Below are 19512 nucleotides of genomic sequence, written 5' to 3' on the forward strand. Positions count from 1 at the left end.
TTCATACTGTTTCAGACGGCCTTTTTACTTGTTTGGTATTTTGTTATTTCTATTAGCACAATTTAACTTTATTTGTAAATCACTCTTAATTGCATTGAAAACTCTGTTAAGTTTATTTAAAATCCAAAACGATTTTCATTTTAATTTTAAACAAACAAAACCAAGAGAAACAATGCAATGAAAACATTCACACTCGCTATTTTGCCTTTGGCGTTAATTAGTGCATTCTCACACGCAGCTGAAGAGAAAGCTGTTGAACAGGCTGAAGTCGATACCGTTTACGTTACTGCCGAGAAGCAGTTGCAACAGTCGCTCGGCGTATCGCGTATTTCTAAAGACGACATCGACAAGCGTCCTGCAGTCAACGATATTTCCGAATTTGTCCGCACCATGCCAGGCGTCAACCTGACCGGCAATACGGCAACAGGTCAGCGTGGCAACAAACGTCAAATCGACTTGCGCGGTATGGGCCCTGAAAATACATTGATTCTGATTGACGGCAAGCCGGTTAATTCGCGCCAGTCCGAGCGTATCAGTATGCGTGGTGAACGCAATACGCGTGGCGACAGCAACTGGGTGCCGGTTGAAGAGATTGAATCCATTACCGTCTTGCGCGGTCCGGCGGCGACCCGTTACGGCTCCGGCGCGATGGGCGGCGTGGTCAATATTGTTACCAAAAAAGTACCGAAAGAATTCAAAGGATCAGTGAACTATTACACTAACCAGCCGCAAGACAGTAAGGAAGGGGCAACCAACCGTGTCGGCTTCAACCTTGGCGGGCCGATTATCCAAGACGTATTGGGCTTCCGTATCTACGGCAATTTCAACAAAACCGATGCCGATTCCACAGACATTAACCGCGATTCTATCACCACTGTTACTACGAAAAACGGCCCGATACGGGAACGCGGACGTGTCGTTGTGCCTGCCGGACAAACCCGCACTGTTACCAACACCACCTATGGAGCGGCAGGGGTGGAAGGTGTGAAGAATAAAGATATAGCCGGCCGTCTACAATGGAAAATCAGTCCATCACAAACCCTGATTTTAGACAGCAGCTACAGCCGTCAGGGTAATATCTACAACGGCGATTCGCAAAACTCTAATGCTGCCAATACACGGACCGTCATTACAGATACTGCCACAGGTGCGGTGATTTCCGACACTGAATCGACCCTGCGCGAAATCTACCGGAGCGGCATTAAGGAAACCGCCCGCCTCTACCGTTCTTCCTATGCCCTGACCCATGACGGCGCATGGGACTGGGGCGATACTAAAAACGTATTGAGCTACGAACGCACCACCAACAGCCACCTGCCCGAAGGTTTGGCAGGCGGGCCTGAGGGCAGCTATGTCGGCACGGAATACGTCCAAAGCCGTCTGAAAAACCTGCGTTTCAGCAGCGAGGCCAACATACCGTTCGAACTCGGCGTAGAAAACGTACTGACCGTCGGTGCGGAATTTACCGACAGCAAACTGGACGATCCCTCATCCAACCGCCAAGGCTTTACCGACCAAGGCCAAACATCGACCTTCCCGGGCGTTTCCGCCATACGTGGCGGCAAAACATCGCAGCAGAACAAGGCAATCTATGTCGAAGACAATATTTCGCTGACCCCGTCCACCAAACTGATACCGTCCCTGCGCTACGACCACAACAGCAAAAGCGGCGGCAACTGGAGTCCCGCGCTCAACTTCTCCCAGCAGATCGGCGCAAACTGGCTGGTCAAAGGCGGCATCGCGCGCGCCTACAAAGCCCCCAACCTGTACCAAAGCAACCCCGAATTCATCCTGTACACGCGCGGTAACGGCTGCCCCGTGGAATTGGGCAGCAACCCACACTGCTACTTTATGGGCAATGCCAACCTAAAACCCGAAACCAGCGTCAATAAGGAAATCGGCATCGAATTCGAAAAAAACGGCTGGCAGGCCTCGGCAACCTACTTCCACAATGCCTACCGCAACAAGATCATCACCGGCACGGAAATCGTAGCCCGCAGCAGCACCAGCACGGGCATCCTCTACCAATGGGACAACTCGCCGAGGGCGACTGTTTCCGGCCTGGAGGGCAACCTCGTCATCCCCCTGCACAACACACTGAAATGGAGCAACAACTTCACCTACATGCAGAAATCGGAAGACTACAAAGGCAACCCCCTATCGCTGATTCCGAAGTTCACTATCAACAGCACGCTGGCCTGGACGCCGAACGAACGCTTTGACGCCAACCTGACCTTCACCCAATACGGCCGCACCAAACCGCGTTCGGTCGCCATCAACAACATCGAACAAAGCGGCAGCGGCGGCAGCGGAGAAACCCTGGCTTCAGCCCGCAACCAAACCGTTTTGGGCGGATACGGCATCTGGGGCATCAACGCCGGTTACAAATGGAACAAACGCGTGGCCGTGCGCGGCGGCATCAGCAACCTGTTCGACAAAAAACTGTACCGCACCGGCAACGGCGCGCAGACCTACAACGAGCATGGTCGTGCCTTCTACGGCAGTTTGAAAGTATCGTTTTAAGTAGAAGCATATTAAATAAGGCCGTCTGAAACGGTGTGAAATGAAATCTAGGATTTCTGACACAGGGTTTCAGACGGCCTTTTTGATTTTAAATTTAGAAGTATTTGTTGTTACGGAATTTGCTTCACTTTTTTAGAAAAGTAAAAAGGGCAACACTCGCCGCCCTATGAATCTAAAAGATTTATTCGACCCAAGTCACCATTTCTTCAATCGGTTTGCGTGATTTTTTGGTGATTTCTTTGGCTCGATAGCCGAATGTTGCCGCTACGGATACGCCCCATTCATTGGCATCAAACAGGCCTTCTGCCGCCAATACTTCGTTCATTTTGTCGTAGTTGAAGCCTTCGATTGGGCAGGAATCGATGCCGATGGCCGCTGCGCCTGTAAGCATATTGGCCAAAGCAATATAGGTCTGCTTGCCGCTCCAGTCAAAGAGTGCGCGTTGGTCGTCGGCAATTTTAATGTCGGTTTCTTGGAAGCTTTTGTATCTTGCTAACGCTTTTTCCAGTTGCTCTCCTTGCAGGCCCCTGCGTTCGGCAACACTGCGGAAGAACGGGGTATCGTAACGGGCATTTTTCTTGGCAAGGATAATCACCAGATGGCTGCAGTCGTCCAGTTGGAATTGCATCCCCCAGCTGAAAGGCTTGATTTTCTCACGCAGGGCTTTGTTTTGAATCACCAAGAATTTCCATGGCTCGGAGCCGACAGAGCTGGGTGAGAGGCGGGCAAATTCTAAAATCGCTGCAAAATCTTCTTGGCTGATTTTTTTGTTAGGATCGTAATAACGGGTGGAACAGCGATTTTCGAATACTTGCAGCATTTGTTCGCGTGTAATTTGATTCATCTGGTTTTCCTAATAAATGAAGATGTTATTCCAATATCCGGTTTCTTTTGAGGCATCATTACCGGCATAACCTTAAGGAGGAAACAGGCTGGGGCAACACCATGTTAAATCAAACCTGACGGTCAGGCTATCTTTTAATTCTGAATTTCGCAAAAAAATTCGATAAATATCAATATCAATACGAAAAGGCCGTCTGAAACTTTAAACGTTTAAAGTTTCAGACGGCCTTTGATTTCAAATCCTGATTACAGATGAGGATTCATCAGGTTTTCTGGGGAGAGGATGCGGTTGAGCTCTTCTTCGCTCAACAGACCGCGCTCCAATACGACTTCACGCACGCCTTTGCCGGTTTGGGCGCAGATTTTGCCGACCAAGTCGCCGTTGTGGTGGCCGATGTACGGATTCAAATAAGTAACCAAACCGATGGAGTTGAAAACGTAGCGTTCGCAGATTTCGCGGTTGACCGTAATGCCTTTGACGCATTTTTCGGACAGGTTGACCGCGGCGTTGCCCAAGAGGGAAATGGTTTCAAACATACATTGGGCGATTACCGGCTCCATAACGTTCAGCTGCAACTGACCTGCTTCGGCTGCGAAAGTGATGGTGGTGTCGTTGCCGATGACTTTGAAGCAGACTTGGTTGACGACTTCGGGAATCACGGGATTGACTTTGGCAGGCATAATGGAAGAACCGGCTTGCAATTCAGGCAGATTGATTTCTTTCAAACCGGCGCGCGGACCAGAAGAGAGCAAGCGCAAGTCGTTACAGATTTTGGACAGTTTGACGGCTGTGCGTTTCAATGCGCCGTGTACCATCACATATGCGCCGCAGTCGGAGGTCGCTTCGATCAGGTTTTCAGTCAGTTTGCAAGGCAGGCCGCTGACTTCGGAGAGTTTCTCAACAACCAAAGCTGCATAGCCTTTAGGTGTATTCACGCCTGTACCGATGGCGGTGGCGCCGAGGTTGACTTCAAGCAGCAGGGAGCGGGTGCGGTCGAGGTTGAGGATTTCTTCTTCCAACAACACTTGGAAAGATTGGAATTCTTGGCCGGCAGTCATCGGCACGGCATCTTGAAGCTGGGTGCGGCCCATTTTCAAAACGTCTTTAAATTCTTCGGCTTTGGCGGCAAAGGCATTTTTCAGGATGGCCAGTTTGTCGAGCAATTCGCCGATGCTGTAATACACGGCAAGGCGGAAGCCGGTAGGGTAGGCGTCGTTGGTGGATTGGCTGGCGTTGACATGGTCCATCGGATTGACGATGTCGTAGTGGCCTTTTTCGTGACCCAAGACTTCCAATGCGAGGTTGGCAATGACTTCGTTGGTATTCATGTTGACCGAAGTACCGGCGCCGCCTTGATAAACGTCGGATGGGAATTGGTCGAGGCAGCGGCCTTTGACCAATACTTCATCGCAGGCTTTTTCGATGGCGGCCGCGATTTCCGGCTTGATGGCACCCAATGCGCCGTTGGCTTGCGCGGTGGCTTTTTTAACCATGACCATGCTGCGGACAAATTGCGGTACGTCGGAAATTTTTTGTGTGGAAATTTTAAAGTTTTCAATGGCGCGCAAAGTATGGATGCCCCAATAAACATCGGCGGGGATTTCGCGGTCGCCCAATAAATCGTGTTCGATTCGTACAGTCATTTCTCTTACCTTCTCGTATAGTTGTGTTGGTGTGCATTATGCGTTTGGAACATTAGCCCAGTTCGGCAAGATTGTCCAGTCTATAAGGCTTAATCGTCAGGATGAAGGCGCGCTGCTTCACGCTCTTTTGCGGCTGTCTCTTTATCTTTCAATTTCGCACCCAAGCCCAACATTTTTTCATATTCGGATTGCGGCGTGCCATCCTCTTCCATGCCGAATGCGCTGGCATTGACCCAAAGGGAAAGCAGGGAAACGATGAAGGCGAAAAAACCAACGATATACCAAAACATTTTTTTCTTCCTTGTGTGTCTGCGGGTGCAGATTGTTGTGGTTTGTAAAGATGTGAATGTAGCACAAACGCGGTTGGGTTTAAATTCTTCTCCCACATCCTTTCATTGATTTACCTGTAAGTGTTTAGAAAAGAAAAGGCCGTCTGAAAAGTAAGACTTTTCAGACGGCCTCGGAGGCTTTGTCGGGAAGATTTAGCCGCCGCATGCGCCGCAGCAACCGCCTTCGCCATGACCGCCGCGTTTTTCTTCGTTGTTGATAACGGGCAGTTCAGTTTCTTCGGTTTGCTCTTTTTTCTCTTCAGGCAAATCGTTTACTTTGATTTTGTTTTCTTCGGACATGATACATCCTTTCAATGGATTGAGGAGTGGAAAGATTCATAAAGATAGCATCTTTAAGCCGATAAACCAAGCAGCACAAAACTGCCTTGTGATAATGCCATGACTTGGAACAATAAATTTGCTTGTAAAAGCGTTCAGGCCGTCTGAAAAAATCTAAAGAGGAATATTGGTTTTATGGTTTGAAATGGCAGCAGAAAGATTTAAGAATGCTTGATTTGAAGGGATAAACTGACATTGATTTCAAAAAACAATACAATGTTATCATCATCTGGAAACAGCCAATTTATCGGAGCATATATGTATTCACACCACAGCGAACGCCATTTCAGCGACCGCAACAACTGGCTTAGGGCAAGCGTATTGGGTGCCAATGACGGCCTGATTTCCACTGCCTCGCTGTTGACGGGCGTAGCCGCAGCCGCGCCTGATTTCCAAACCCTGCTGTTGACGGGCGTTTCGGCGCTGATTGGGGGCGCGGTGTCAATGGCGGCGGGGGAGTATGTTTCCGTGTCCAGCCAATCGGATACGGAAAAAGCCGATTTACACAAAGAACGCTACGAATTGGCAAATAATCCTGATGCGGAGTTGGAAGAGCTGACGGAAATTTACCGCCGCCGCGGTTTGTCCGACCCGCTCGCCACAGAGGTGGCCAAAGCCTTGATGGAACACGATGCACTCGCCGCTCATGCACGTGACGAAATCGGCATTACCGAAGCCTCTGCCGCCCAACCCATGCAGGCCGCGCTGGCTTCTGCCGCTTCATTTTGTGCAGGCGCAATTTTGCCTTTACTGGTTGCGTTGACGGCTTCTACCGCCATTGTTCCAGCCTTGGCAGTTTCCACTTTGTTCGGACTGGCCGGACTGGGCTATGTCTCTGCCAAACTAGGCGGCGCGCCTGTCGTTCCTGCCGTTTTGCGCGTGTGCTTATGGGGCGTTGCGGCATTGGTGATAACCGGATTTATTGGAAAACTGGCCGGCGTGGCCGTCTGAATGTAAGGCCTTATATTCTTTTAAACCTGTATCCAGTAAAATTGAAAATCTATTTGATCGCTAAAGGCCGTCTGAAAATTTTTTAGACGGCCTATGGTGCTTGTATTTACTTATTACAAACTGTTTTGTCATGACCTATCCGATTCCCAAACCCCGTGAAAAATCCCGTTGGCTCAATCTGTCTCAAGGCTCGTTGCCTTTGGCTTTGGCGCGTTATTTGCCGCATAAGCAGCTCAAGGTTGTCTTGACCCAAGATGCAGAACAGGCGCTACGCCTTCAGACGGCCTGGCTGTTTTTCCGTCCGCACGATACGGCGGTATTCCTGCCGGACTGGGAAACGCTGCCTTACGAGCGTTTTTCACCGCATCAGGATTTGGTATCGGAGCGCTTGTCGGCATTGTGGCAGATTAAAAGCGGCACGGCGGACGTGTTGTTCGTACCGGTTGCCACGGCGATGCAGAAGCTGCCTCCTGTGCCATTTCTGACAGGGCGCACGTTTTGGCTGAAAACAGGGCAGACTTTGGATATAGGCCGTCTGAAAAGTGATTTGGTGGATGCAGGTTATAACCATGTTTCCCACGTTGTTGCGGCAGGCGAATTTGCCGTGCGCGGCGGTATAGTCGATTTGTTCCCGATGGGCAGCGAAATGCCGTACCGCATCGATTTGTTCGACGATGAAATCGACAGTATTAAAACCTTCGATACTGAAACGCAACGCACCATTTCTCCCGTTTCCGAAATCCGCCTGCTGCCGGCACACGAGTTCCCCACCGACAGCGAGGCGCAAAAGATTTTCCGCAGCCGCTTCCGCGAGGAAGTTGATGGCAATCCGAACGATGCGGCTGTGTACAAAGCCGTCAGCAACGGCCATTTCGGTGCGGGTGTGGAATATTATCTGCCGCTGTTTTTTGAAAACGAGCTGGAAACGCTGTTTGACTATATCGGCGAAGATGCGTTGTTTGTCTCTTTGGGCGACGTTCACGCCGAGGCAAACCGTTTTTGGAGCGACGTTAAATCGCGTTACACCATGGCGCAGGGCGATGAAACCTATCCGCCTTTGCTTCCACAGCATTTGTATCTCTCTGCCGATGTATTCGCAGGCCGTCTGAAAAATTATGGTCAGGTATTGCCGGATATTTTTGGTGATGAACATACGTTGCCAAACGTGGCCGTCAACCGCCAAGCAGATGAACCGTTGCAGGCACTGAAGGATTTTCAGACAGCCTTTGACGGACGAATTTTGCTGTGCGCCGAAAGTTTGGGACGGCGCGAAACCATGCTCGGTTTCTTGCAGCAAAACGGTTTGAAAGCCAAAAGTGTGTCCGACTGGCAGGGCTTCTTGTCAGCGCATGAGCCGCTGATGATTACAGTGGCGCCGTTGGCTTACGGGTTTAAATTAGAAGATCAAAACATCGCGGTCATTACCGAATCCGATCTTTATCAATATGTTGCCCGCTCGCGCAAACATCATCGTAAGAAACACGCCGCCGTTTCAGACGGCCTGTTGCGCGACCTTGCCGAAATCAATATCGGCGATCCTGTTGTACACGAAGAACACGGCATCGGCCGATATATGGGCTTGGTCACAATGGACTTGGGCGACGAAACCAACGAAATGATGTTGCTCGAATACGCAGGTGAAGCGCAGCTTTATGTGCCTGTTTCGCAACTGCATTTAATCAGCCGCTATTCCGGTCAGGCGCATGAAAACGTCGCCCTGCACAAGCTCGGCAGCGGCGCGTGGAACAAGGCAAAACGCAAAGCCGCCGAAAAGGCGCGCGACACCGCCGCCGAGTTGCTCAACCTCTACGCCCAGCGCGCCGCCCAATCGGGACACAAGTTTGAAATCAACGAGTTGGACTATCAGGCGTTTGCCGACGGCTTCGGCTATGAGGAAACCGAAGACCAAGCCGCCGCCATCGCTGCCGTGATTAAAGATTTGACGCAGGCGAAACCGATGGACCGCCTTGTGTGCGGCGATGTCGGTTTCGGCAAAACCGAAGTCGCCCTGCGCGCCGCGTTTGTGGCGGTGATGGGCGGCAAACAGGTCGCCGTACTCGCCCCGACCACGCTTCTGGTGGAGCAGCACGCGCAAAACTTCGCCGACCGCTTCGCCGATTTCCCCGTGAAAGTCGCCAGCCTTTCGCGTTTCAACAACAGCAAAGCCACCAAAGCCGCGCTGGAAGGTATGGCAGACGGCACGGTCGATATCGTTATCGGCACGCACAAATTGGTTCAGGACGACATCAAATTCAAAAATTTAGGACTGGTGATTATTGATGAAGAACACCGCTTCGGCGTGCGTCAGAAAGAGCAACTCAAACGCCTGCGCGCCAATGTCGACATCCTCACCATGACCGCTACGCCGATTCCGCGCACCCTCAGCATGGCGCTTGAAGGCCTACGCGACTTCTCACTGATTACCACCGCGCCCAGCCGCCGCCTCGCCGTGAAAACCTTTGTCAAACCCTTCAGCGAAGGCAGCGTGCGCGAAGCTGTGTTGCGCGAGCTCAAACGCGGCGGACAAGTGTTTTTCCTGCACAATGAAGTGGATACGATTGAAAATATGCGTGAGCGGCTGGAAACCCTGCTGCCCGAAGCCCGCATCGGCGTGGCGCACGGACAACTGCGCGAGCGCGAGCTGGAGCAAGTTATGCGCGACTTTTTGCAGCAACGATTTAACGTGTTGCTCTGTTCCACCATCATCGAAACCGGCATCGACATTCCCAACGCCAACACCATCATCATCAACCGCGCCGACAAATTCGGGCTGGCGCAACTGCACCAACTTCGCGGGCGCGTCGGCCGCAGCCACCACCAAGCCTACGCCTACCTGCTCACGCCCGAATACATCACCAAAGACGCAGAAAAACGCCTCGATGCCATCGCGGCGGCAGACGAACTCGGCGCAGGTTTCACCCTCGCCATGCAGGATTTGGAAATCCGCGGCGCAGGCGAAATCCTTGGCGAAGGACAATCCGGCGAAATGATACAGGTTGGCTTCACGCTCTACACCGAAATGCTCAAACAAGCCGTGCGCGACCTCAAAAAAGGCCGCCAACCCGACCTCGACGCGCCATTGGGTATTACCACAGAAATCAAACTGCACAGCCCAGCTCTGTTGCCTGAAGATTACTGCCCCGATATTCACGAGCGCCTCGTCCTCTACAAACGCCTCGCCGTCTGCGAAACCGTGCAGCAAATCAACGCCATACACGAAGAACTCGTCGACCGCTTCGGCCTGCCCGAACAACCCGTCAAAACCCTGATTGAAAGCCATCACATACGGCTTGTGGCAAAAGAACTGGGCATCGATGCCATTGATGCGACCAGCGAAGCGGTAACGGTAACCTTTGGCAAAAACAACAATGTCGATCCAACCGAAATCATCCTGCTGATTCAGACAGATAAAAAATACCGGCTGGCAGGGGCAGACAAGTTGAAGTTTACGGCTCAGATGGAGGATGTGGGGACGCGGATTAAGACGGTGAAGAGTGTGTTGAAGACTTTGAAAGAAAGAGTGATAGCAAATTAGGGGCTAGTGAAAAGAGGTCGTCTGAAATTTTGCAGACGACCTGCAATACCATTTATACAGAAAACAGAATATCATTGGTGATGTCTAGAACAAGTTTAGCCTGTATAAGTATAGTATGCACCATGAAGTACACATATAGTTTAAAAATTTCACACAACTATTTTTTTAGCAATCTATACTACCAAATTGTCAATCAATTTCAAAATAATTAGCATATAAAATATTAAATTAAAAAGGATACGCAATGCTTCATGCTGTTATACATGGTAAAAGCAGTCGCTGGTTAAAAGATGCTAAAAAGAAATTTTCTACTCAATCTGAAGGTAACCATCAACGCATACCACGAGAAGATGAAATTACATCTACTATTTTTGGAGTCATGAAATATCTTGATTCTAAAGCCATATACCGTTTTTTTCGTCTTTTATCTAGGCAAGATATTCCAAACAATATTCATATTACTCATGAAATTGTTTTTTGGAGCCGCAAACAACATAAATGGAAGGATAAATCAATAAAGATTACTGAGCCAGATTTGTTAGTATCTTTTTGTGTTGATGGAAAAAAGGAAAACTATATTGTTGAACTAAAATGGGGAATCAACTCTCATTTTATGGAAGATCAATTAGAGAGAGAGTGGGAGAATTTCCAAGAGGAGAAAACATGTTTAATTTATATAGCCAGTAGTATTCACCCTAATTTTTATGAAAAAAAGAAAAATTATCCTTGGTATGCAGTTACTTGGTTGCAGTTTTTAGAGATAGTGTTAGCAGAATGCAATAATACTGAATTAAAAAATTATCATATTTATATGAATGATCTAAAATTATTTTTAGAAAAGCTGAATATTAAACGATTTAATTTCTTTCCTTTACTTCGTATCCCAAGTTATTTAGTATGGGATAATAAAACATTTGAATTAGTAAATTTTACTAGGATCAATGTTCCTCAATTGAAAAACCAATGGAAGGTTAACAATGGATAATTATTTAGAACAAGGCAGGAATATTACAACTGCATTAAACGAATTGGATAAATTTTTTATAGAAATTAATGCACTAAAGTATCTACTAATCAATACGTTAGATAAATTTCTTGATAGTAGTACAAAATTTAAAGCTTCGAATCATAAAGAAAGTCATCATCTTTCAAATAGCGAGTATTTAGTACCTTGGTGTAATATAAGTATCGCCATATTTGATAAGAAAAGAAGAAAATTAACTGATGATCTAGCTTATAGGTTTATTAACTTCCAATTTTCATTTAGTGATGAAAGTGTTGCAATTCCTAATCAAATAGATAGGCCTTTAATTCATATTAGTTCATCAGGTATAAGGCATGATAGCGAATGGTTTATTAAATATCCAATAGAAGAAATTTTATATTTTGATGAAGAGCCTGGATCATTTTCATTAGAAAATAATGCGATTATTTGGTCAAACTATGACTATGGAGATAAATTTTGGCATTATAGTATCGACTTATTGAAAATAAATTCCCATAACTTCCAAGAACTCTTAATTAACCCCGTATACCGTCTTTTACATGAAGAACCATTGCAGATAGTACCAAACTCCGCCTTGGATAATGCTCTAATTAGATACGAAAACTTGGAAAGCATCATAAAATAATAATGTGAACCTAACTCATTAAAATTATTACCAACAATAAGCCGTAGCCCGCATGAAATCTGCAGGCAGGGTGTGTGCGGTACGCACGCGGGCTTTGAGTGTGATAAAAAAGATCATCTGAAAAAAGTTTCCGTCTTTCAGACGACCTTTTGTCAAATTATTATCGGCAGAGGCTCAATACCAACCTTAAGCCTGATCCGATTTCTTCAGGGCTGTTATCCAATGATAAAATTACATCGTCTGCATCAATGGCATCCTACGTTTCCAGTTTGACATGGCGGCTCGGGCTGATTTTCAGGCAGCCGTTGTGCAGCCAAATATCCCCGCTCATCATGTTTTTAAATAGTGCACTTCAAACCTACATACAGGGGAGTGTGCGGCACGCATACATGCTTTAAGTGTGAATACAGAAGCAGTATAAAAAGGCCGTCTGAAAATACTGAAACTGTCGGCGATTGAAAATTGAGTCTAAGGCTGCTAAATCGATCAGGGAGTTATTATGAAAATGAGGGTAATGATGCTGGGAGTAACAGGCTTGATATTATCCGGCTGCTTTTTTGCCAATGATGAAATCAAGTTGGACGATATTGGGAATTTCAAAATTACAGTCAATGAAGCTAAGGGTTATAGGCGGGTTCATTTGACAGGCTTATTAGGCAATAGTGCAATGGGTATTTCAGATATCAAAACAACTAGCCGCAACGATGAGCTGAATATTACTTTATTTCAAAAATTAGCAGGTTCGGAATACTCAGGAACATTAGATAAAGAAATTGCTCTTGAAAGCAATATCAAGAAGATTACTTATGGTTCTAAACACGAGATGATATGGCCTGAGACCTTTGCAAAATTCCCCAAAATCCCCTAAATTCCCACCAAGACATTTAGGGGATTTTTCATGAGTACCTTCTTTCAGCAAACTGCTCAAGCCATGATCGCCAAACACATCGACCGCTTCCCACTATTGAAGTTGGATCAGGTAATTGATTGGCAACCGATCGAACAGTACCTAAATCGTCAAAGAACCCGTTACCTTAGAGACCACCGCGGCCGTCCCGCCTATCCCCTGTTGTCCATGTTCAAAGCCGTCCTGCTCGGACAATGGCACAGCCTCTCCGATCCCGAACTCGAACACAGTCTCATCACCCGCATCGATTTCAACCTGTTTTGCCGTTTCGACGAACTGAGCATCCCCGATTACAGCACCTTATGCCGCTACCGCAACTGGCTGGCGCAAGACAACACCCTGTCCGAATTGCTAAAACTGATTAACCGCCAACTGACCGAAAAAGGCTTAAAAGTAGAGAAAGCATCCGCCGCCGTCATTGACGCCACCATTATTCAGACCGCCGGCAGCAAACAGCGCCAGGCCATAGAAGTCGATGACGAAGGACAAGTCAGCGGCCAAACCACACCAAGCAAAGACAGCGATGCCCGTTGGACAAAGAAAAACGGCCTCTACAAACTCGGTTACAAACAACATACCCATACCGATGAGGAAGGCTATATCGAGAAACTGCACATTACCCCCGCCAATGCCCATGAGTGCAAACACCTGTCGCCGCTGTTGGAAGGACTGCCCAAAGGTACGACCGTCTATGCCGATAAAGGCTATGACAGTGAGGAAAACCGGCAACATCTGAAAGAGCATCAACTGCAGGACGGTATTATGCGCAAAGCCCACCGCAACCGTCCGCTGACGGAAGCGCAAACCAAGCGCAACCGGTATTTGTCGAAAACCCGTTATGTGGTCGAACAAAGCTTCGGCACGCTACACCGTAAGTTCCGCTATGCCCGGGCAGCCTATTTCGGGCTGCTCAAAGTAAGTGCACAAAGCCATCTGAAGGCGATGTGTTTGAACCTGTTGAAAGCCGCCAACAGGCTAAGTGTGTCTGTTGCCGCCTAAAAGGCGGCCGGATGCTTGATTATCAGGTATCCAAGAGGGATTAAGGGGGGATTTGGGTAGAATCAGGAGTGATTGGAGGAGAAAACAGCTGAAAACCCTTGTTTGGATTTCGGCTGTTGGAAGGAAAGGAATTTTGCAAAGGTCTCGGCAAGACTAAAAATACAATAAAGGGCGTCTGAAAAAGATTCAGACGGCCTTTAAAATTATAAATAGGATAGATTTTTTGACTATCCTATTTCGATAACATTTTAAGATTTTTCTGCACAAAAAAAGGAATACAGCAACTGTATCATCTCGGTTACCCTCGGGTCGGCAATATAATATTGCCGCTCTCGGTGGTTTACTTCAAACGATACCAAACCGGCTTCACGCAGTAGGGCTAATTGGCTGGACATTGCCGCTTGTGGCAGTCCGGATGATTCAGCCAACTCGGTTACATTGTGCGGCCTTTCATGTAGTTTGCACAATACCGCGAGGCGGTTGGGATTGGCCAGTAGTTTGAGAAAAGCGCTGGCTTCTTCGTAGGGAGGTTGATTGTCGGCAATGGTCATTTTTCGCGTTTTTCGGCAAATGAGGAGGTCGAATTATCAGTCATAATGGCCTCAGCAGCAACTTTCAGACGGCCTTTGCTTAATGATTCCATGGCATTTTGGCCAGCAGGCGTGCCATGCCGCAGAATCCGGTTAGTCCGGCCGTCAACAGGCCTGCGCCGACCATTACGTCTATCAGATAAAACCAAGGCGATACCAGCCAACCTGCCAGCACACCCAACAGAATCAAACTGCCCGCTATGGTTTGCACCTGCCGCATAATATCCGGTGCGGCACGGTCGGCAACAATAGGAATCCCTGCAGCCTTCCATGCCTGTAAACCACCTTCTAGAATATAGCATTCGCGGCCTTGGCCAAGCGCTGACAATATTGTTTCTGCCCGTGTTGTACGTTTACCGCTCAGGCAATAAAAAATCAGGCATGGGGCCGTATCATCGGGCAGTTTGTCTCGCTGCTGTTCAGGCGGAAGGGATAATGCACCGCCAATATGCCCGCCCCGATATTCGGCTTGGCTTCGGATGTCCACTGCCAACGCGCCCTCACGGATTTTTGCCATTGCTTCGGAAGGCATAATTCGCGGGAGTTGTCCGACCGTAGTCATGTTTTGCCTTCGTTATTTTTTGTTGATACGGCAGGTGTTGATGCCCAATAAGCTGTACAGCGCGCAGTTGCCAATCAGTGCTGTACCCAGGGGGATGATGCCCAGCCAACCCCACCAGCCAATTTGTCCGGTAGCGGCTGCAGCAATCAGCGCTACGCCGATAACAATACGGATTACGCGATCTAAAGTACCCAAGTTTCGTTTCATTTTATTGCTCCTTGTTTAAGAATGGATTGTCTATAAATAAACATATATAACAAAAATCATATATTAGAAATATTATAGCTTTAAAGATGACTTTGTCAAATGGTTTACAGTAAAAGTGTAATGAATATTTGCATTGTATTTTTTAAACGCACAAATAGAATCAATCTCCAACGGCATGGTTAAATGTAAAAATACAGCCTGATATTTTCAGACGGCACTGGAGATGATCTATATAATATTTTATTTATATTGGAAGAATTGGTAGTCAGTTTTCAGAAGGAATCAAATCATGACCGATTCGGAAAAGAAGTCCAATGGAGACGATTTGAAGACTGGATAATCCGTTGTGTAACTAGCAAGGGAGAGGAAACAATTTAAAATCAAATTGTCTACGAATTATAAAAGGCCGTCTGAAAATTGAATTTCAGACGGCCTTTAGTTTCTTTATAAGGTCGTTCGTATCATCAGAAACGATAGTTCACACCCAAGGCAAACTCGCGGCCGCGTTCGTAGAATGGGACGCGTCCGTTGCCGTCGGGGAAGCGTTGGCTGTGCGAACGGTATTGCTTGTTGCCGATGTTGTTGACAGCGAAGTTGATGTTCAGGTTGTCTTTTTTCAGCGGCTGCCAGTTGGCGTAGATGTCGTGTACGCCGTAGCCTGATTTCTTGCCGTGTATCGTGCCTTGTCCGCGGGCAACGTCGGTGTATTTCACGCTTTGGGCGTAGCGGCCGCGCCAGCCGATTTCGAGTTTGGGGTTTTCAAACTGGTAAGACAGGCCGGTCAGCCATTGGCGGCCGGTGTTCCAGAAGGTGAACGAGCTTTCGTGGTCTTCTGCTTTAACCGGGCTATCGCCGTAGTACATTTCGCCGTTCAGACGGGGTTTGACGTAGGACACGCCGGCGCGCGCGGTCAGGCCGCCCCAGCGGTAGGATGCGTCAAGTTCGTAGCCGTAGGTTTTGAGCGTGCCGCCGTTGTAAATCTTGCCGCGTTCGGTGATGGAGGCGGTGTTGTTGTTGATTTTTGCCCAACGATAGACGATAAGGTCTTTGATGCGTTGGTGGAACATGCTGCCACTGACGTTGAAGTTGTCGTTGCGCCATCTGAAGCCCAATTCGGCGCGGCGGGCGGTTTCAGCTTTGAGGTTGCTGTCCAAATCGGCGGCAGCGCCTGCACGTTCGTTAGCCAACAGGGCTTCGTTCAGGCGGGGCGCACGGCTTGCCTGATTGAGGTTTGCCAAGAGGGAGAAGTTGTCGTTGATGTCCCAAATCGCGCTGATGCTGGGGTTGAGCTGACCGTGCGACGCGCTTTGTTTGCTGGCGGCGTTGTATTTGAAATGGTCGTAACGCAGGCCGGTGGTCAGGGTAACGGGGTGCAGGTTCCAAATGCCTTCCGCGTACACGCCGTATTCGGCTTTTTTCTCTTTGTCGCGGTCATATAGGCCGAGAATCTTCAGCCATGCGCCTTTGTCGGAAGGCTCGGAGGTTTCGTGGCGGTAGTTGACGCCGTATTTCACCATGTGTCCGTCGCCGAAGGAGCTGGCGAGGTTCAGATTCGCGCCGGTCGCTTTGATTTTGCTTAACTCAAGTTTGCCGATAGGAACGCCACCTTGCGCAGTGCCGGAAGCTTGGGCTTTTGGAGAAGGGGCGCCTTTGGGCGGTTTGGTGTCGTCGGTATTGATTTGGAAGACGTTGGCATCGATTTTGTCGATGAAGCCGACGTTGCGGCCGCGGTATTCCAGATTGTAGGTTTGTTCTTTTTGATAAGTGCCGTCCACGCCGATGTAGCTGTCAACGTTTTGGAACTCGGCTTTGTCGGTGCGGTTGCCTTTTTGGTATTCCTGACGGTAGGTCAGGCGGATGCCGTGGTCGTCGTTGAAATCGTAGCCGAGTTTGGCGAGGTAGCTGTGCTGTTTCAGACGACTGCCGAGGTTGACATTGCCGTTGCCGTCTTTGTAGTCACGGTTGTTGAGGAAATTGCCTGCAAACAGGGCATCGAAGCCGTTTTGATAGCCGTAAACCGCTGCGCTGCCGGTTGAGCCTTTATTGCTGCTCAAGCCCGTGCCGAGTTTGAAACCGAAAGGTTTGCCTTCGGTCAGCAGGTCTTTTGCGTCAACCGTTGTTACGCGGATGGTACCGCCGACCGCGCCCAAACCCGCGCTCGCCGCACCCGTGCCTTTTTCGACGTTGATGCTTTTCACCAAAGCAGGATCAAGCTGGAAGCGGCTTTGGTGGTGGAAGATTTTTGTGGATTGGCTGGTGTTGTCGACTTCTAGGTTAATTTTGTCTTCACCAACGCCGCGGATGCTGTAAAACTGCGCTACGCCGTTGCCGCCGCCGACGTCCATACCGATTTGGTCTTTCATGACTTGTTTTAAATCAGTCGAAATTTCGCGGTCGAGCTGGTTGCGGGTTACACGAGTCGGTACGGCAGTACCGGTGACCTTAATTTCATTCAGCTCGGCAGTTTCTGCGGGTTGCAAATTTTCGGCATGAGCGAAGCTTGTTGATAATGCGAGTGTAATGATACTAAGGCGGAATACAGGAGAGTAGACCTTATTCATGATTTTTCCTAAGTAAAAAATTGACTGCTTATTCTAATTATTCTAATAATGATTATCAAATTCTTAATGGATATTAATAAATATATTCTGTTTTATTCCAGTCTCAAATCAATAGGATTTTTATAAGAATCAATTAGTTTATATTTTAGTTAAATTTGGTAAAGATTCTTTGGTTGGGAAATGGGTTGAGTCTTACTTTTTCCGAGAGGGAGAGAAGGGATAGCTTGAATATCCGTCAATAAAGAATTTTATCTATCAGTGTTTTATTTAAAAGGCCGTCTGAAAAATATTTTTCAGACGGCCTAAATATTTATGTTTTACAGTAAAGGGCTCATCAGGCGGACGGCATTTTCCACGAGGCCGCGGAGTTTAGAGCGTTGTTGCCATGATTTGATGGCGATGTAGCTGCTGTTTTTAAGGTAGCTGCGCTGCAGGTGGCAGATTTGTTTGGTGGTATCGCGATCGTAGATGGCGAGGCTGATTTCGAGGTTGAGGAAGAAGCTGCGCATGTCCATGTTGACCGTGCCGAAGAGGGAGTAGTCTTCGTCTATGGTCAAGGTTTTGGCATGTAAAAGTCCACCTTCAAACATGGCGATTTTGACGCCGGCTTCCAGCAGCATAGGGTAGTAGGCGCGTGAGGCGTAGCGTACCATCAGTGAGTCGACTTTGGCAGGCAGTATCAGAGTCACTTTAACGCCGCGTTTGGCGGCGACGGTCAATGCCATGAGAAGCGGCTCGTCGGGGACAAAGTAGGGGGTGGTAATCGTGATTTGTTTGGTAGCGGCATAGATGGCGCTAATGATGGTTTCGTAGATAACGAAACTGCTTTGCTCGGGGGCGGAGGGAATGATTTGGGCAACAATATTGCCTTGCTGCATTTTTTCAGGAAGGATTTGGGGCAGCAGGCTTTGGGCTTGATTGAGGTATGTTTGTACGTTTTGGAGGTTTTCATCGGTTTCGACGGCGAGGTCGGCGAAGAAGACGGCAGACAGTTCCAAAACCATAGGCCCTGTACAGCGCATCATGACATCGACCCATTCTCCGACGCCGGAGTTTTGTTTGAAATAGCGCGGGTCGACAAGGTTGAAGCTGCCGGTGTAACCGATTTTACTGTCGATAACGAGGATTTTGCGGTGGTTGCGCAGGTCTGTGCGCGTGAATAATGTACGCCAGATGCCGACAGGCAATGAGGTATGTACTTCAACGCCTGCTTGGCGCAGTATCTCTACCCAATCGCTTTCAAAAAAGCTCCTGCTGCCGACGGCATCGGCCAGAATGGCACAGTCAACGCCCCGATCTGCGGCGGCAAGAATTTCATTTAAAATTTCTTCGATGCGACCTTTGGGCTCGATAATGTAAAAGGCCAGCAGGCAGGAATGGGTTGCGGCGCGTATGTCCGTAAGCATGCTGTCGATGATGGCATCGGTGGTTGAGAGCAGGCTCATGGCGTTGCCTTTGGTGGCACCCAGCCCCGTTCCTTTTTCGGCAACTTTACTGATGCCGTGGTAACGTGATTTGACTTGGTCGGCAATGTCGAGATAGATATCGGCTAGATGGGTGGCGGCAAAGTTGCGGTAGAAGCGGTTCATTTCGCCGGTACGTTTGGCGCGGGCCGTGCCGAGACGAGGCTCGCCGATAAGGATGTAGGCGATGGTTCCGAATACGGGGAAAAGGAATAGGATAATCAGCCAGGCAAAGGTTGAGCCGATGTTTTTTTGTTTGTACAACACGCGCAGCATGCAGACGAGTGCGGCGCAGGTGTGGGCGAAGATGAAAATTTCGGTCCAGGTGATGTCTTTTAAAAAATTCATATTCGGTAGCGGGAGTGGATGTGTTTTTAAGTTTGAAGGTGTCAGCTGATAAGCTTCAGATATTAAGTATATAGAAAAAC

The 19512-nt window shown here is 48.4% G+C and carries 16 protein-coding genes and 1 pseudogene; 7 read left to right on the forward strand and 10 right to left on the reverse strand.

Translation table 11 applies throughout. The features are described 5' to 3' along the window. Positions 1 to 177 precede the first annotated feature (177 nt). On the forward strand, positions 178 to 2523 hold the full coding sequence (locus ACTHTU_RS08190) for a FepA family TonB-dependent siderophore receptor (RefSeq protein ID WP_440362263.1): 2346 nt from the start codon (positions 178 to 180) through the stop codon (positions 2521 to 2523). A 181-nt stretch (positions 2524 to 2704) separates the two neighbouring features. Here ACTHTU_RS08190 and ACTHTU_RS08195 read toward each other — a convergent pair whose 3' ends face one another. The 4 genes from ACTHTU_RS08195 to ACTHTU_RS08210 all read right to left on the reverse strand — a co-directional run bounded on the left by ACTHTU_RS08195 (position 2705) and on the right by ACTHTU_RS08210 (position 5639). Further along, on the reverse strand, positions 2705 to 3367 hold the full coding sequence (locus ACTHTU_RS08195) for an NAD(P)H-dependent oxidoreductase (RefSeq protein ID WP_063075894.1): 663 nt from the start codon (positions 3365 to 3367) through the stop codon (positions 2705 to 2707). A gap of 245 nt (positions 3368 to 3612) precedes the next feature. Next, positions 3613 to 5010 (reverse strand): aspartate ammonia-lyase, encoded by a 1398-nt coding sequence (gene aspA / locus ACTHTU_RS08200; RefSeq protein ID WP_440362264.1) that lies wholly within the window; start codon positions 5008 to 5010, stop codon positions 3613 to 3615. An 89-nt stretch (positions 5011 to 5099) separates the two neighbouring features. Then, positions 5100 to 5300, reverse strand: coding sequence for a hypothetical protein (locus ACTHTU_RS08205; RefSeq protein ID WP_107867224.1), 201 nt, complete (start codon positions 5298 to 5300; stop codon positions 5100 to 5102). A gap of 192 nt (positions 5301 to 5492) precedes the next feature. Next, complete coding sequence (locus ACTHTU_RS08210; RefSeq protein ID WP_168163629.1) at positions 5493 to 5639, reverse strand: hypothetical protein; 147 nt, start codon at positions 5637 to 5639, stop codon at positions 5493 to 5495. 297 nt (positions 5640 to 5936) lie between these two features. On the opposite strand from ACTHTU_RS08210, the gene ACTHTU_RS08215 reads away from it, so the two are divergent. The 4 genes from ACTHTU_RS08215 (at position 5937) to ACTHTU_RS08230 (ending at position 11795) form a co-directional block, all read left to right on the forward strand. Next, positions 5937 to 6629, forward strand: a complete 693-nt coding sequence (locus ACTHTU_RS08215; protein WP_440362265.1) for a VIT1/CCC1 transporter family protein — start codon at positions 5937 to 5939, stop codon at positions 6627 to 6629. A 130-nt stretch (positions 6630 to 6759) separates the two neighbouring features. Beyond that, a complete protein-coding gene (mfd, locus tag ACTHTU_RS08220; RefSeq protein WP_440362266.1) occupies positions 6760 to 10164 on the forward strand; it encodes a transcription-repair coupling factor in 3405 nt (1134 codons plus the stop codon). Positions 10165 to 10408: 244 nt separating this feature from the next. Further along, entirely contained in the window at positions 10409 to 11149 is a 741-nt protein-coding gene (locus tag ACTHTU_RS08225; protein ID WP_265511165.1) for a hypothetical protein, read from the forward strand. Then, on the forward strand, positions 11142 to 11795 hold the full coding sequence (locus ACTHTU_RS08230; RefSeq protein WP_265511164.1) for a hypothetical protein: 654 nt from the start codon (positions 11142 to 11144) through the stop codon (positions 11793 to 11795). Before ACTHTU_RS08225 ends, ACTHTU_RS08230 begins: the two co-directional genes overlap by 8 nt. A 160-nt stretch (positions 11796 to 11955) precedes the next feature. Here the strand turns inward: ACTHTU_RS08230 and ACTHTU_RS08235 are convergent. Next, a pseudogene (locus ACTHTU_RS08235) lies at positions 11956 to 12144 on the reverse strand (contact-dependent growth inhibition system immunity protein); the annotation flags it as partial. Between the two features lie 150 nt (positions 12145 to 12294). Here ACTHTU_RS08235 and ACTHTU_RS08240 point away from each other — a divergent pair. Together ACTHTU_RS08240 and ACTHTU_RS08245 are read left to right on the forward strand one after the other, a co-directional pair. After that, entirely contained in the window at positions 12295 to 12663 is a 369-nt protein-coding gene (locus ACTHTU_RS08240; RefSeq protein WP_440362267.1) for a hypothetical protein, read from the forward strand. Positions 12664 to 12693: 30 nt separating this feature from the next. Beyond that, entirely contained in the window at positions 12694 to 13701 is a 1008-nt protein-coding gene (locus tag ACTHTU_RS08245; protein ID WP_440362268.1) for an IS5 family transposase, read from the forward strand. Positions 13702 to 13949: 248 nt separating this feature from the next. Here the strand turns inward: ACTHTU_RS08245 and ACTHTU_RS08250 are convergent, their stop codons facing one another. The 5 genes from ACTHTU_RS08250 to cls form a co-directional block, all read right to left on the reverse strand. Then, positions 13950 to 14252 carry an ArsR/SmtB family transcription factor gene (locus ACTHTU_RS08250; RefSeq protein ID WP_063068694.1) on the reverse strand — a complete coding sequence of 101 codons (303 nt, stop codon included), beginning with the start codon at positions 14250 to 14252 and terminating at the stop codon, positions 13950 to 13952. A 79-nt stretch (positions 14253 to 14331) separates the two neighbouring features. Continuing rightward, complete coding sequence (locus ACTHTU_RS08255; protein ID WP_440362269.1) at positions 14332 to 14853, reverse strand: rhodanese-like domain-containing protein; 522 nt, start codon at positions 14851 to 14853, stop codon at positions 14332 to 14334. 12 nt (positions 14854 to 14865) lie between these two features. Beyond that, complete coding sequence (locus tag ACTHTU_RS08260) at positions 14866 to 15060, reverse strand: YgaP family membrane protein (RefSeq protein WP_003685761.1); 195 nt, start codon at positions 15058 to 15060, stop codon at positions 14866 to 14868. Positions 15061 to 15524: 464 nt separating this feature from the next. Further along, entirely contained in the window at positions 15525 to 17621 is a 2097-nt protein-coding gene (locus tag ACTHTU_RS08265; RefSeq protein WP_440362270.1) for a TonB-dependent receptor plug domain-containing protein, read from the reverse strand. A gap of 317 nt (positions 17622 to 17938) precedes the next feature. Next, complete coding sequence (gene cls, locus ACTHTU_RS08270) at positions 17939 to 19432, reverse strand: cardiolipin synthase (protein ID WP_440362271.1); 1494 nt, start codon at positions 19430 to 19432, stop codon at positions 17939 to 17941. Positions 19433 to 19512 lie beyond the last annotated feature (80 nt).

Origin of the sequence: Neisseria sp. P0020.S005, assembly GCF_051957055.1 — a bacterium.
GTDB classification, from domain to species: domain Bacteria; phylum Pseudomonadota; class Gammaproteobacteria; order Burkholderiales; family Neisseriaceae; genus Neisseria; species Neisseria subflava_A.

Coding starts and splice junctions, on each gene's coding strand:
- ACTHTU_RS08190 (WP_440362263.1), top strand. CDS start 178: ATGAAAACATTCACACTCGCTATTTTGCCTTTGGCGTTAATTAGTGCA.
- ACTHTU_RS08195 (WP_063075894.1), bottom strand. CDS start 3,367: ATGAATCAAATTACACGCGAACAAATGCTGCAAGTATTCGAAAATCGC.
- aspA (WP_440362264.1), bottom strand. CDS start 5,010: ATGACTGTACGAATCGAACACGATTTATTGGGCGACCGCGAAATCCCC.
- ACTHTU_RS08205 (WP_107867224.1), bottom strand. CDS start 5,300: ATGTTTTGGTATATCGTTGGTTTTTTCGCCTTCATCGTTTCCCTGCTT.
- ACTHTU_RS08210 (WP_168163629.1), bottom strand. CDS start 5,639: ATGTCCGAAGAAAACAAAATCAAAGTAAACGATTTGCCTGAAGAGAAA.
- ACTHTU_RS08215 (WP_440362265.1), top strand. CDS start 5,937: ATGTATTCACACCACAGCGAACGCCATTTCAGCGACCGCAACAACTGG.
- mfd (WP_440362266.1), top strand. CDS start 6,760: ATGACCTATCCGATTCCCAAACCCCGTGAAAAATCCCGTTGGCTCAAT.
- ACTHTU_RS08225 (WP_265511165.1), top strand. CDS start 10,409: ATGCTTCATGCTGTTATACATGGTAAAAGCAGTCGCTGGTTAAAAGAT.
- ACTHTU_RS08230 (WP_265511164.1), top strand. CDS start 11,142: ATGGATAATTATTTAGAACAAGGCAGGAATATTACAACTGCATTAAAC.
- ACTHTU_RS08240 (WP_440362267.1), top strand. CDS start 12,295: ATGAAAATGAGGGTAATGATGCTGGGAGTAACAGGCTTGATATTATCC.
- ACTHTU_RS08245 (WP_440362268.1), top strand. CDS start 12,694: ATGAGTACCTTCTTTCAGCAAACTGCTCAAGCCATGATCGCCAAACAC.
- ACTHTU_RS08250 (WP_063068694.1), bottom strand. CDS start 14,252: ATGACCATTGCCGACAATCAACCTCCCTACGAAGAAGCCAGCGCTTTT.
- ACTHTU_RS08255 (WP_440362269.1), bottom strand. CDS start 14,853: ATGACTACGGTCGGACAACTCCCGCGAATTATGCCTTCCGAAGCAATG.
- ACTHTU_RS08260 (WP_003685761.1), bottom strand. CDS start 15,060: ATGAAACGAAACTTGGGTACTTTAGATCGCGTAATCCGTATTGTTATC.
- ACTHTU_RS08265 (WP_440362270.1), bottom strand. CDS start 17,621: ATGAATAAGGTCTACTCTCCTGTATTCCGCCTTAGTATCATTACACTC.
- cls (WP_440362271.1), bottom strand. CDS start 19,432: ATGAATTTTTTAAAAGACATCACCTGGACCGAAATTTTCATCTTCGCC.